Consider the following 13,153-nt stretch of genomic DNA (forward strand, 5'->3'; position numbering starts at 1 on the left):
GACATCTGGCCAGTCTCGCAGGACGGGCGCTATATATTTTTCAGACATGCCCTAGCGCTTGGCTCTCGACGTTCCTCCGTACCCCCGTCGCGCATCGCAACTGGTGAACCGTCTTGACATTCGCCCCGCCCACTCGTGTCGGGAAGCAGGGCAGGCAGCTCCCGTCCGCAGCTGTCAGAGCGCGAACGTCGCGACCACTGGCCGGTGGTCCGAGGCCTCGCTGTTGTCGCGCCCGCCGGGTGAGTCGGCGACCGAGCTGACGTCGACGCCACCGGTGGTGACCGACTCGACCGCCTCGGTGAGCGCGTGGCTGACCATCAGATGGTCGATGAGCTCGCCGCGACCCCGGTAGACACGAGTGAAGCGCTGTTCCTCGTCGATCAGCGGGGCGAGGTTCCACATCCGTGCGGCATCGCCCTGGTCCTCGCGCTCATAGCCGCCGGTGCCGAACTCGGAGCCGCCGGGGCCCAACAGGATCTGGGTGGTCGCCGCCTGCGGCTCGTCGTTGAGATCGCCGGCGACGATCACAGCGTTCTCTCGCCCGTCGCCGTCGAGCAGGTCATCTACCCCGGCGCGGACGGCGGCGGCCTCAGCCGCGCGCCGGTGCAGCGCATAGACCGCATAGCGTGCACGCTCTCCTTCGTCGCGCGGGGAGAACCGGCCGCCCGGATAGGTCAGAAGCTTCGACTTCAGGTGCGCCGAGACCAGGTCGATGGTGGTGCCGGCCTTGCGGATGCGTGCCGTCAGCGCCGGCCGGCCCATCGCGGTGATGGTGCTGCCTTCGTCGTCGACCTGGACTGGGCCCAGCTGCTCGGGGAACTCGGTGATCTGATCGACCTTGGTCAGCGCGGACTGGGCGAGGAAGCCCACCCGGATGCCGCGGCCGTCGGGGTCGGCCAGCGCGGTGTTCCAGCTGCCGTCGAGCCGGGACGTCAGATCCTCGAGTGCCTCAGGGTCGCCGACCTCCTGGACGGCGAGCACATCAGGCGAGTGCTCAGCGACCGTGGCGGCCAGCGCGTCAAGCTTGGTGTCGTACTCGGCATCAGTCTGGCGGCCGGAGTCCTCGCCGGGGCGGAAAAGGTTCTCGAGATTCCATGTGCCGATGGTGACCATGCCGCCCAGCGTGGACCGGTGAGATGAACAGCGGGTCAACTGGGGCTGAGGTGAGCCTAGGGGTGACCTCGGAAGGGCAGGGGTTACCGGCCTGCGGACTGCCGACTCGGGCGTGTGTGGGCATCCCGAACGAGGAGGGTGAAGTAATAGCCGAAGATGACAATGGCCCCGACACTCAGCCCCATGGTCAGTCCATCGAGGAACTCGGTGCTAGGAAGAAAAATCTGGCTCTTCGGAGTTCAGGTGGGGAGGTGCCCATCCAGGCCTCCGCCGATCAGCAGCATCCGTAGCCGGTAGTTGCCTCGGTTCCGGAACCCACGAGCGATCCTGCGAGCCAGCTCGATGAGCCCGTTGACCGCCTCGGTGCCTCCGTTGTTCGACCGGTCGGTGGTGAAGTAGGCCAAGAACTCTCTGCGCCACCGGCGCAGGGTCCGGCCCAGCTTCGCGATCTCGGCCACCGGACAGGACCGGAACGACTCGAGGACCTTGAGTGCGATGCGCCGTCCGGCGCGCAGGTCATGGTGCTGATAGGCCGAGCGGAGTTCTTGGGCGCACTGGAAGGCGATGAAGACCTGTTCATGGCGGGGGTCAGCGGTGATGACCTTCTCGATCCGCCGGCACTGGTTCTGACTGAGGTGCTCGATCCCGGTCTGCAGCAGCCGCCGGATCCCATAGAGCGGATCGCCCTTACGGCCTCGGTGGCCCAGAGTCTCTTGCTGGACCCGGCGGCGGACCTCGTCGACGGCGGCGGTGCCGAGCTTGACCACGTGGAACGCGTCGAGCACCGCGGTGGCCTCGTCGAGGTGGGCATCGATGGCGTTCTTGTACCCGGCGAAGGGATCCAGCGGGGCGATCCGGATCCCGGTGCGGAAGTCGTGGCTGCGGGTTTTCAGCCAGTCGGCGTAGACGGTGTCGGAGCGGCCGGGCACCAGATCCAGCAGCCGCGCCTGCACCCGCCGGTGGCGGTCTCTGGTGAGGTCGACCATCCCGGTCAGCTCCTTCGGACCCCGCCGGACAGGGCTGACGTGGTGCCAGAGATGCTCATCAACGCCCAGGGTGACCACCCCGGCGAACCGGCGCTCATCGTCAGCAGCGGCCTCCAACACTGGGGCGATCGCGTTCCAGACGGTGTGCCAGTCCACCCCCAGCTGACGGGCCAGGCCCGCCACCGAGACGTTCTCTCGGCGCATCTGGGCGATGCTCCAGCTGATGCACCGGCGGGTCAAAAGCGCCCTCGGGGCGGCCACCGCCGGGTTCTGCTCGGTGAAGACGCCGCGGTCGCAGTCGGGGTCGGCGCAGCGCCATCGGCGCTTACGCCAGCCAAGCCTCGCCGGGAGGCCATAGACCGGAGCATCGATGAGCTCGACGCTCTTGCGGCCAGCACTGGTGGCGATGACTCCGCAGTCCGGACAGCCCGCCGGTTCTGCTGCTGACTCGACGACCACGCGCAGCAGCCCGGCAGTGGGTGGGCGTTCCACGGCGATGACGTGGAGACCGTCGAGGTCGGCGAAGAGGTCGCAGTTCTCACATCCGGCTTCGATGCTTTCGAGGTAGAGGTCCGTGCAGGATCGGCACAGCAGCTCGTGGAAGTGCCCACAGGGGAACACCACAGAGAACCACGCCTCACCGTCACAACCTCCTTCCCCGTGATCAGGAGAGACACATTCGCAAGGCAGCTTCTCAACCAGTTCCGGCAGGGCAATCCCACTCAGTGTGGCTGTCATCGGCTTCTCCTTCCTTGGCGAGTAGGGCGGTGAGCGCTCGGATGAGTCGGCGTGCAGACTCTGGGCTGATCTGGAGGTGTTCGATACCGACCCATGTCTCGTCTTCATTCAGGAACTGGAAGAGAGCCGCATGGATCTCCTCCGCCGCAGGGGCATCGTTGGTGACTCGTGTGATCACAGCGACCGGGCGGATCTCGGACTCGTGACGCCGGTCTTCTACCAGCGCCTCATCATGCAGGGAGGCGCACCACTGTGGGCACTGAAGCTCACACATCAGGAGCCTTCAGCGGGTCACCGGAGAAGTCCATGCCGCTCAGCATCTCCCAGACCTCTTCGGCGCTGGGGCGGCCCTCAGGTGTTGCGTAGGTGTACCTGACTGCAAACTGGTCGATCTTTCCCCACGGGATGTGGCTGAAGTTCATTTCCAACTGGTCGATGACTGGGAACGCCAGCTCCGAGATGTGAGCCATATTGGCCAGCACGCCCACGTGGTAGTCCTGGCGGAAGTGCTCCCAGCCGGCATCGAACTCTCGGCCAATTGAGGCCAGCAGATCTCGGATCTCATTGACACGAGGGGCAGGGTCAAACTCCTCAGACCCAGCGGTGCGGAACCGAATCCTGTCCGGTTGGGAGAACAGGCCGATCAGCAGCCGAGCAGTGTGGCGGACCTCGCCATCGGCCGAGTAGTGGCTCAGGTACTCCAGGCCCTGCTGGACGGTGGTGCATTCATGCTCGGTGAGGGCGCGAGCGATCATGCCTGATCACCATCCTCATCGGCCAGGCGCTCAATCTTCACCACAGCGGTGTTCATACGACAGTCCTTGAAATGCCTCGGCAACCCTGGCTCGTAGAACCACAGGAGCGGCCTGGTCCCAACCTCGGGCCATCGAACGACCCGCTCGATCTCCACCACTGCCCCATCGTGCTCGTGAGGCTGGGCATCAGGGTATTCGGGGAGCCGGATGTAGGTCATCTCGTCGAGATCCCAGAGATGCCGGGAATGGTCTGTGGTGACCAACCACCGCCCGGTGTGCTCAGTCGTCAACGCAACTGTTGTTTCACCCGTGGTCTTGAAATCAGACATCACGTGCCTCGCTCTGCTTCACACTTCCTCTCGGCCAAGGGGCATCTCCCCCACGATCAAGCCGAGCCGTGCTCATCACTGTTGCTGCTGATCGCAACCGGCGTAGGTAGATGACGGCAGAGGTTTTGGGAGAATGCCAGCAGAAAGTTGGGAAGGCCGTTGGGAGACCTCAGTTCAGACGCACATCGTCCCCAGTCAGCGGCTCGTTTTCAGTTCCGAGAACAACCCAGATCTTGGTCAGCGCATCCTGCGCACTGTTCGCGTGCACTGAGGCCATCCCGCCCAGGCCGCTGTTCAGCGCGATCAGCATGTCCAGGCTCTCGGCCTCACGCACCTCACCGACGATGAGCCGGTCCGGACGCATCCGCAGCGCTTCCTTGACCAGGCGGCGCAGCGGAATCTCACCTTCCTGCTCTAGATTGGGCTGGCGGCACTGCATCCCCACCACATCACGCAGCGGCAGCTGGAGCTCGAAGATCTCCTCCACGGTGATGACCCGTTCGCGCGGACCCACCGCGGCGCCGAGGCAGTTGAGCATCGTGGTCTTCCCGGCCTGTGTCGCACCCGACACCAAAACATTGAATCCGGAGGCCACGCAGGCCTCGAGCACAGCCGCCGCCTGGTCGCTCAGCGACCCCCGGCGCACCAGGTCCTGCAGCCCGGTGGCCCGGCTGATGAACTTGCGAATGTTCACCGCCCAGTGGCGTCGCGTGATGTCGGGGATGACCACATGCAGCCGAGAACCGTCTGGCAACGCCGCATCGACGAACGGGGAAGACAGGTCCAGCCGACGCCCGGAGGTCTTGAGCATCCGCTCCACCAGGTCACGGATCCGCTCCTCTGAAAGCGTGATGGAGGTCAGCTCAGACCGACCGTGTCGAGCGACGAAGATCTCCTGCGGCCCGTTGATCCAGATCTCCTCAACCGTCTCGTCGTCGAGCAGCGGCTGCAGCTCACCGAATCCGGCCACGGAGTCGAGGATGTGCTTGATCGCGCGCTCCACCTCACCGATGAGCGGCAGCGACGTCGTCATCGACCGACGGTCGTACTCCACGACTGCTGATTCGACGAGCTCTTGGAGATCCGCGTGATGATCCTGCGGGTCAAGTCCGCGCCGACGAATCTGATCGCGGACCTCTCCCTCGACGATGGCCAGAGCTTCCACCGGGCCCTCTCCCCTCCTGCAACTCCTATAACGATCTACTTCTCAGCTGCTCTCATCGGTGGTGTCAGTGACACAACAACCCGCCGGACCACCAGAATCGGCAGGGCCGAGGCCTCCGACGGCGACCGCTAGAAAACCATGGGAGAACCCTCGGTCGCAAAACGCCCTCCTCAGCCTGTGGAGAACTCATTGTTCGAGGCCAACAACACCGAGTTATCCACAGGTTTCCCCGCTCCCGCAGCGTGAGCAGCAATCACACCTCTACGCTGTGCTGCGCAGCACCTGATCATTTACGCGCAGGCCCGTTACCCGGAGGTTCCCTTGGCTCTGTCCGTCACCGTCGTCCACCGGCCTGACGCCCTCCCGCAGAGGCTCTGGCAGCGCCTTCGGCACCAGGCACCGGGAGACCACGACCATGAACTGCGCCTGATCCTCGACGGCGGGCACAGTCCCTCCGGCGCCGAATTGGCCCAAGCCCTCAGTCGATGGATCCGCAACACCCTCGCAGACACCCCACCGGGGCCTCTGGACCTGCGTGTCGCCGAGGCTCAGCTGGCAGAGATCCCCTCAGGATCAGCACAGATACACCACGGCATGGTGGTGCTGCTGACCCCGAAATCGACCACCACATCAGCGTCGTCCGCCGGGCCTCTGGGACTTCGCCTCTGCGTGGACCAGGGACCGGACGCCGGAGCAGTGTTCCCCCTGCCTCGCGGTATCCACGAACTCGGCCGCGCGGCACCACGGCTACGCATCACCGATCCCGCCCTGGCACGGCATCACCTCAGCCTCGACGTCGGCGCACGCGCGGTGCAGATCCACCAGAACACACGCGGTAAAGCCCGCCGCACCAGCCGCCCCTGGTCAGCACAAGATCCTCTGAGAGTCGGCAGCTCCACGCTGCGACTGTTCAACGGCCCTGCCCCAGTGCCCCCGCGGACCCCATGGCCGGTGACGGCCGAGCCTGTCAGCGAGAAGCCACCGGAGGGCCGGCATCGGATGATGCTGCTGATGGCCCTGGTGCCTCTGGTCATCGGGATCGTCTTGGTCACGGTCACCGGTATGTGGTTCTTCCTGCTCTTCAGCGCGGTCTCCGGGCTCGTGGCTCTGGCCACAGTCATCGACGCCCGGCGGCGACGTCGGGCGTTCTCTGCGGCGATCGCTGCAGCCGCAGCCCAGTGGTCCCAACGGCTCGAACAGGCCGCAGCCACGCCCGGTCAGCTCGGCCTCGCCGCCCAGCAGGCCCGCGGGCGGCCGAGCGGACTCGGCGCCGGGGCACCGGGACGGCGCAGTGACGAAGCCCCGTTCCGCGCCGTGCGCTGCGGAACCGGAGTGATCACCCCGGAACTCGCCCTGTCTTCTGGGGTGGAGATGCCGCGGGACACTGTGGTCCGCGCGCCGATCATCCTGGGGACGGGGCCAGAGGCTGTCACCGAGATCGGCGGTCCACGGCGGGCGGTGATGCGCACAGCCCGGTGGATCCTCACACAGCTTCTCATCCGCCCCGCCGAGGAGCGCGCCACTGTGCTGCTCGCCGGAGCTCACGCGGCGTCCTTGGTCGAAGCTGAGCTCAGGGACTTCGCCGAACTTCACCGCGCCGTCATCGCAGACGACATCGACGTATCTTCAGACGATACTGTCACACCCGTACTCGTCCTCAGTCTCGATGATCTCCCAGAAGGTGACATCACGGCCTCAGCACTGGGCCGGCACACCCAGCACGCCCTGGCACGAGGGTGGCATGTGCTCATCCTGGCCCCGGACGGCAGCATAGGCTCTTTTCCTAGCTATAACGCGTCGGTGCGGATCGACCTCAGCGGCGATACTCGCCAGGTGCGTGACGCCAGTGGCACCTGGATCACTGATGCCGAGGAGGTCGCCGCAGACGGCATCAGCTCCTCCACCGCCGCGCAGATGCTGCGCCGTTCCCTGCCGTCCTGCACTGATCTCCGCGGCTCCGGCGGTATTCCTGCGCAGGTCCAGGAGCCTCTTCCGGAACGGCTGATGACCGGCTGTGCCACCACTGCGCTGGAAACACCGCTGGGCACCTCGGCAGCGGGGCCGGAGCAGCTGAATCTCGTCGACGACGGCCCTCATATCCTCATCGCCGGCACCTCCGGCTCCGGTAAGTCCGAGCTGCTCAAGGGCCTGCTGCTGGGGTGGGCCGCCCGTTATCCACCCGATGAGCTGAATTTCATGCTCTTCGACTTCAAGGGCGGATCGACCTTCCGACAGCTCGCCGCCTTGGAACACTCTCTGGGTCTGGTCACCGATCTCTCGCAGGCCCAGGCCGAACGCACGCTGGAGGGGATCCGCTCTGAGCTGACCCGACGGGAACGGCTCTTCTTCGACGCCGGAGCCGATGACTACTCCGACTACCGTCGGAAGCACCCCGAACTGGCCCTCCCCCGCATCCTGGTGGTGATCGATGAGTTCCGCATCTTCTCCCACGAGCTGCCCGAGACGATGGATGAGCTGATGCGTCTGGCCACCCTCGGCCGCTCTTTGGGTCTGCACCTGGTGCTCTCCACCCAGCGTCCTCAGGGTGTGGTCACCGCCGACATCCGCGCGAACATCGGCGCCGTGGTGGCGCTGCGACTGCGCAGCACCGATGAGTCCCAAGAACTGGTGGGGGCTCCCACAGCCGGTGAGATCTCCCGGCATCTGCCCGGACGCGCCGTGCTTGCCAGGCCCGGCGAACCACCGGTGCTCTTCCAGAGTGCGCTGCCGGCCCCTTCCCGTCAGGAGCTCGCTGTGACCACCCTGCGCGAGGGCGCACACCGGCGGCCAGGAGCAGCCACGGCTGCCTCCGTGGTCCCGGAGGAAGCGGACACAGCGGGCGGGGCAACGGCGCCGGACCAGGTGCGGACGGCTTCGACAGCGGCCTACGACCAGCTGATCGAGGAGATCGCACAGAGCACCGTGACGCGCAGCCACACGCCGGTGCTGCCGCCTTTGCCGGCCGAGCTCTTCGCCGATGAGCGGCCCCAGATCCCCGGCGCGGTCATCGGGCGCGTCGACCGACCCAGCCGTCAGGAGCAGCAGGACCTCCTCTTCGATCCCACTACCAGCACCAGCCTCGGACTGATCGGCGAAGGCTCCTCGGGTGGACGTGAAGCCGTCGTAGCGATCGCCCACCAGCTGCTGTCCTCTCCGGCGCCCTGTCATCTCTACCTGCTCGACGGCGACGACTCCTTCACCCGCTTCGCCGGGCATCGACGCATCGGCGCGCTGCTGGGCGAAGAGCACCTCGCTGAAGTCGATCACCTCCTGCTGAGACTGAAAGACGAACTCACCCGTCGACGCAGCCACCCCGGCCCGCACATTCCCCTGGTGGTGCTGATGAGCGGACATGCCCAGTGGCACGCGCTGAGCACCTCCTTCGGCGCCTCGAGCATGGATCATCTCTTGGGCACACTCATCGCCGAGGGACACGAGGCAGGAATCACGGTGATCATCTCCGGCGGACGGGAACTGGCCTCCGGCAAGCTCGGAGCACGGCTGCCGCGGCGCATCTACCTGCCCTTCGGCGTCTCCCAGGACACCCGTTTCCTGTGGCCGAAGATGCGCCAGATCGATGCCGCGCCCGGCCGGGGAATCCACCTGAGCCCGGAAGAACCGGCCACCGGCAGCGAGATCCAGCTGACCACCGCACCGGCCGAGGCCCCGGATGAGACCTGCGCCGCCGCGCATCACGGACCGGCGCTGACGGTCAGACCCCTGCCCGAGAACCTCTCTTGGGACGCGATGCCCGGCGCGGCCTCGCACGTCAGCGCAGGACACGAGATCCTGCTCGGAGTCCGCCAGTTCAGTCTCACCACCGCCACTGCCACGCTGCATGGGATCCTGCTCGTCCTGGGCACAGCAGGCACTGGCAAGAGCAATGCGCTGCATCTGATCGGCCACCAGCGCTCGGATGCACTCTGGGTGACGCCGACGACGCCGGTGCCGAGCAGCCTGGACGCCGCACCGACGCTGGTGCTCGTCGACGACGCCGATCAGTGCGCACCGGAGCATCACCGGCTGATCGAGCAGTGCATCGGAGCCGGCGCCGCCGTCGTCGCCACGGCCGCCCCGACTCCGGCGCTGTGGAGCCGCCTACCGTGGTCACACCACGCACGGACCTCCGGGGAGCATCTGCTGCTGAGCCCGACCCAGCGCAGCCACTCGGACGTCTTCGCCACTCCGGTGCCGCTGCTGGACCGTCCGGTCCCGGGCCGGGGGGTCCACCTGCGCACCACCGGCCCGGAGATGATCCAGTGGGCACGAGCCCCTGAGGCATGATGGAGACCATGAAGGCCACATCACAGACCACCTTCGAGAAGGCCGCACGGATCAGCTTCCTGCTGCTGGGGCTGGCCGCGAGCGCCGGTGTCATCACCTCCTTCGTCATCGGCTGGAACAAGGACTCCGAGCTCCCGTTCGACGCTGGCTATCGGCACGTGTTCTCCGCCGGCTGGCCGAACCTGCTCAACCAACCGGCGTTCTTCACCTTCCTCTCCACGGCCATGGTGGCGGTGACATCCCTGATGCTCGCCGTGCGGCTGCATCGGCGCTCCGAGATCTTCCGTGCCGTGCGGCTGGCCGGGGTGGTGTCCATGATGATCACCGGCATCGTGTTCAACGTGCTGCTGCGCGAGGACGTCCCCCTGCCCCCGGTGGAGCACGCCAATGACGTCTTGCAGCACATCGCGCTGCCCGTCCTCGCTCCGGTGCTGTGGCTGATCTTCGGCCCGCGCGGCCAGGCCACGCCCGCTCTGGTGTTCATCTCCTCCTTCATTCCGCTGTGCTGGCTGGCCTTCACCCTGGCCCGCGGGATGCTCATGGACTGGTATCCCTATACGATCCTCGACGTCCCCCGGCTGGGTTACGACGGCATCGTGGTCTATGTGATCTCCATCCTCGGCGCCTACTACCTCATCGGCCTGCTGCTGGCCGGGCTGGACCGTCTGATGCCGACTCCGCGAGCGGAACTGCGCCACACCGAGCGAATGTCCAGCTGAGATGAAGGTCAGACCGGTAGGAATGAATGTCATGAACTCATGGTCCCGACCCTCCGCCACTGTGGCTGCCATCCTGCTCTCCGCCGGACTAGTCACCGCCTGCAACCCTCAGGACGGCATCGTCTCCGGCGATTCCGAGGAGGCCACCGAAGAGGCCGTCCCCTCCAACGAGCCCACTGCCGAGAACGTCACCTCCATCGACGGGGTGGACACCACGCTCGACGTGGCGCTGCGCGGGGTGCAGACCGCCGTGGAGGCCGAGGAGGGGATGGCCGTCTCCTTCGACAAGGACGGCGGCGATGAGGCCGGCATGCATACCGGGATCCTCGTCGACGAGACCGATCTGCATGTGGTGGTCACCAGCCAGGACGGCACCTCCGTGGTGGAGACCCTCGAAGAGGGTGAGGCGGAGGAGACCGTCCGTGAGCTGGCACCCGAGGTCGAGGTGCCGATGCTGCGGGCTATGGACATCGCCCGGGGAGACTCCGCCGGGCAGGTCGTCGAGGCCCAGCTGGAGGACCGCGACGGTGACCTGATCGTCTGGCATGTCACCATGCAGGGCCCGGATACAGAGAACACGGTGATCATCGACGCGCGCAATGGTGCGGTGGTCCCGGAGGGTGAGAACCCCGTCGAGGAACAGAACATCGGCGGTGACCCGGACACTGACGGCTGATCGGGGACACTCTCATCGAGCTCTCATCCGCCTGCTTGAGACTGAAGGTGCTGTTGACCCGAGCACACGGGCTCGGGCACCCCGACTGAGGAGGCCCCTATGGAGACCACCATCCGCCGCCGCGGAGCCGCTGCCCTGTCCCTCGCGGCGATCACCGCGCTGACCCTGACCGCCTGCGACTCAGCCGATGAGGCTCTGGACGCCGGTGAGGACAATGAGCCCGAGTCCAATGTGACCGTCGGTGCGGAGGACTCCGGCAGCGAAGAGTCCGGCGGCGAGGACTCCGGAGGGGGCGAGAGCGCAGAGGCGAGCCCGGAGGCAGGTCAGGAGACAGACCAGGAGGCAGAGCCGGACACCACTGACGACGCCGACGATGAGGCGAGCGAGGGCTCAGAGAGCTCCGAGGACGCCAGCACCGAGGAGGATGTGGAGAACCACCCGGTCTATGGCGGTCTCGCCGCCGTAGAGGCCGAGTACCCCGAGGGCGTGGTCTTCGAGGTCGAGGACAACGACTCCAGCTACGAATGGGACGTCTACGTCGACGGAGCGGTGCAGCAGGTCGATGTGGACAAGCAGTCGCTGGAGATCGTGCAGACCTCCCAGGACGAGGCCCCCGACGCCGAGGACCAGTCCGAGATCGACGCCATCGAGGTCACTTTGGAGGAGGCGCTGCGCACTGTCGAGGACCGCGCCGGAGACCCCTCGGGGGCCTTTGTCGACGAGGTCCAGCTCGACACCGAGGGCGGCACGATCGTCTGGCAGATCGAACTGGCCGACGGCACGGAGATCGATCTCGACGTAGCCTCCGGCGAGGTCGTCGCTGAGGAGACCGACTGACTCCTCCCCTCAGCGGTATCATGGTACCGGTCAAGATCATGGGTACCGGCTGAGACCGGCCACCGCTGATAAGACCACGCAGTCGATGAGAAGCGAGGTGAGGCGCTGTGACCGCCGCCGAGGGCGTGCAGAGCGCCGAGAACACTGCGGACGGCGCTGGCGAGAACCCCTGGCAGCACCGAGGTCCGCATGATCGCACCGGCGTCTCACCTCGCGCCCGCGCCTGGAGGACTTTCCTGGAGACCTCGGCTGTGGTGAGCAGCAACCTGGAACGGCACCTGCAGTCCCACACCGGGCTGAAGCTCTCCGACTACAACTTCTTGCTGCTCTTGGCAGAGGCCGAGGACGGCTGTCTGCGCATGGGAGATCTTGCCGAGCGGATGGTCTTCTCACCGTCACGGCTCTCCTATCAGGCCAAGGTGCTCGAGGCCCGTGGCCTGATCACCCGTTGCCCTGACACCCACGATCGGCGTGGGATGATGGCCCGGCTGACTGACCAGGGCCGTGACACGTTCCGCCGCGCCGCTCACGTCCATGCGGCTCATATCAAGGAGCTCTTCCACGCCGTAGTCGATGAGCAGGAGGCCGAAGAGCTCCAGAGGATCTGTCTAAAGATCCAGCGCAACGCCTCGCTCAGCTCAGGCTGATCCTGCCGTCAGCTCCACCGAATCGGCGCGTTCGCGCAGAAGCTCCAGCTCGGTCAGACTTGCCCGGACACTGGCCACCGCCATCCGCACGTCGACCTCGTCCAGGCCCGGTTCGGTCACGACGACGATCCGCAGCTCGGGGCCGGCTCCTCCCCCGGCGATCGCGGTGCCTGCCGCACTGACCGTACCGACCCCGGTCCCCGCGGTCACGATCAGGCGCTGCACTCCCGGGCAGTAGTCGAGGATCCCCTCCAGTTCCGCGGCGATCTCGGGGTCGTCGTAGGAGGGGGTCCAGCAGACACCCTGTGCCAGGTCCGTCATGGCTGGACGCCGGATGACGAAGTCGACCTCACTGCCCGGGTCCAGTACGACCAGTTCAGCGCCCTCGTCCAAGGCGGCGAGCATGACCCGTTCGGTCTCCGCGGCCACGGGCCGCGCCTCGGGGTGCCACTGGGTCAGTGCCTGCACACTGGTGAAGATGGGCATCGTCCTGCGTCCGGAGGAGGAGGTGAGTGAGATCAGCGCGATATCGGCCTGCTTATCGCCCACGGGCGCCTCTGGGCCGTCCAGCCGCTGCCCTTCCTCGGCGCGGGTGGCGATCACCGGGACGAACAGCCGCTGTCCGCGCAGAGCTTCGACGAACCCCGCCTCGGTCAGCGCGCCCCCAAGAAGCAGCTCCCGGGCCTGAGCGATCTGTGCGGTCATGAGACCGTCGTCGCCGTCGAAGGTGTGCAGCGGATTCCCGGCTCCGGAGAGATCCCGGCCAGCCCAGGCGACCCCGGCAGAATCAGCGGGGCGGCCGTGCTCGTCCTTCGCGGAGCGAGCCAGCAGAGCGGCGATATGGCCGGGCAGCTCGCGTTGCTGCCCGGCTCCTGCCACTTCCTCGTGTTGCTCCTCCGGCATC

Annotated in this window: 11 protein-coding genes and 1 pseudogene; 5 read left to right on the forward strand and 7 right to left on the reverse strand. The window is 66.5% G+C overall.

The annotated features are described in order from the left end of the window. Positions 1–174: 174 nt before the first annotated feature. The 6 genes and pseudogenes from RIL96_RS00005 to RIL96_RS00025 form a co-directional block, all read right to left on the reverse strand. On the reverse strand, positions 175–1,113 hold the full coding sequence (locus RIL96_RS00005) for an endonuclease/exonuclease/phosphatase family protein (protein WP_310546947.1): 939 nt from the start codon (positions 1,111–1,113) through the stop codon (positions 175–177). A 239-nt stretch (positions 1,114–1,352) separates the two neighbouring features. Beyond that, the gene (locus tag RIL96_RS00010; protein WP_310546948.1) at positions 1,353–2,837 is read right to left on the reverse strand and encodes an ISL3 family transposase; all 1,485 of its coding nucleotides are present in this window, start codon (positions 2,835–2,837) and stop codon (positions 1,353–1,355) included. Beyond that, positions 2,794–3,111 carry a DUF6907 domain-containing protein gene (locus RIL96_RS13415; RefSeq protein ID WP_510186584.1) on the reverse strand — a complete coding sequence of 106 codons (318 nt, stop codon included), beginning with the start codon at positions 3,109–3,111 and terminating at the stop codon, positions 2,794–2,796. Before RIL96_RS13415 ends, RIL96_RS00010 begins: the two co-directional genes overlap by 44 nt. Beyond that, positions 3,104–3,592 carry a hypothetical protein gene (locus tag RIL96_RS00015; protein WP_310546949.1) on the reverse strand — a complete coding sequence of 163 codons (489 nt, stop codon included), beginning with the start codon at positions 3,590–3,592 and terminating at the stop codon, positions 3,104–3,106. The genes RIL96_RS13415 and RIL96_RS00015 overlap by 8 nt, the downstream gene beginning before the upstream one ends. After that, complete coding sequence (locus RIL96_RS00020) at positions 3,589–3,921, reverse strand: hypothetical protein (RefSeq protein WP_310546950.1); 333 nt, start codon at positions 3,919–3,921, stop codon at positions 3,589–3,591. Before RIL96_RS00020 ends, RIL96_RS00015 begins: the two co-directional genes overlap by 4 nt. A 229-nt stretch (positions 3,922–4,150) precedes the next feature. Then, a pseudogene (locus tag RIL96_RS00025) lies at positions 4,151–5,086 on the reverse strand (TadA family conjugal transfer-associated ATPase); the annotation flags it as partial. A 321-nt stretch (positions 5,087–5,407) separates the two neighbouring features. Here RIL96_RS00025 and RIL96_RS00030 point away from each other — a divergent pair. The 5 genes from RIL96_RS00030 to RIL96_RS00050 all read left to right on the forward strand — a co-directional run bounded on the left by RIL96_RS00030 (position 5,408) and on the right by RIL96_RS00050 (position 12,249). Continuing rightward, positions 5,408–9,370 carry an FtsK/SpoIIIE domain-containing protein gene (locus RIL96_RS00030; RefSeq protein ID WP_310546951.1) on the forward strand — a complete coding sequence of 1,321 codons (3,963 nt, stop codon included), beginning with the start codon at positions 5,408–5,410 and terminating at the stop codon, positions 9,368–9,370. An 8-nt stretch (positions 9,371–9,378) separates the two neighbouring features. Beyond that, the gene (locus RIL96_RS00035) at positions 9,379–10,089 is read left to right on the forward strand and encodes a Pr6Pr family membrane protein (RefSeq protein ID WP_310546952.1); all 711 of its coding nucleotides are present in this window, start codon (positions 9,379–9,381) and stop codon (positions 10,087–10,089) included. 31 nt (positions 10,090–10,120) lie between these two features. Further along, positions 10,121–10,765 carry a PepSY domain-containing protein gene (locus tag RIL96_RS00040; RefSeq protein WP_310546953.1) on the forward strand — a complete coding sequence of 215 codons (645 nt, stop codon included), beginning with the start codon at positions 10,121–10,123 and terminating at the stop codon, positions 10,763–10,765. A 99-nt stretch (positions 10,766–10,864) separates the two neighbouring features. Continuing rightward, positions 10,865–11,602, forward strand: coding sequence for a PepSY domain-containing protein (locus RIL96_RS00045; protein ID WP_310546954.1), 738 nt, complete (start codon positions 10,865–10,867; stop codon positions 11,600–11,602). Positions 11,603–11,709: 107 nt separating this feature from the next. Continuing rightward, entirely contained in the window at positions 11,710–12,249 is a 540-nt protein-coding gene (locus RIL96_RS00050) for a MarR family winged helix-turn-helix transcriptional regulator (RefSeq protein WP_310546955.1), read from the forward strand. On the opposite strand, the gene RIL96_RS00055 is transcribed toward RIL96_RS00050, so the two are convergent. Then, positions 12,241–13,152 carry an SseB family protein gene (locus RIL96_RS00055; RefSeq protein WP_310546956.1) on the reverse strand — a complete coding sequence of 304 codons (912 nt, stop codon included), beginning with the start codon at positions 13,150–13,152 and terminating at the stop codon, positions 12,241–12,243. The genes RIL96_RS00050 and RIL96_RS00055 overlap by 9 nt on opposite strands. Between the last annotated feature and the right edge of the window lies 1 nt (position 13,153).

It is taken from the genome of Nesterenkonia aerolata (assembly GCF_031470965.1).
Lineage (GTDB): Bacteria > Actinomycetota > Actinomycetes > Actinomycetales > Micrococcaceae > Nesterenkonia > Nesterenkonia aerolata.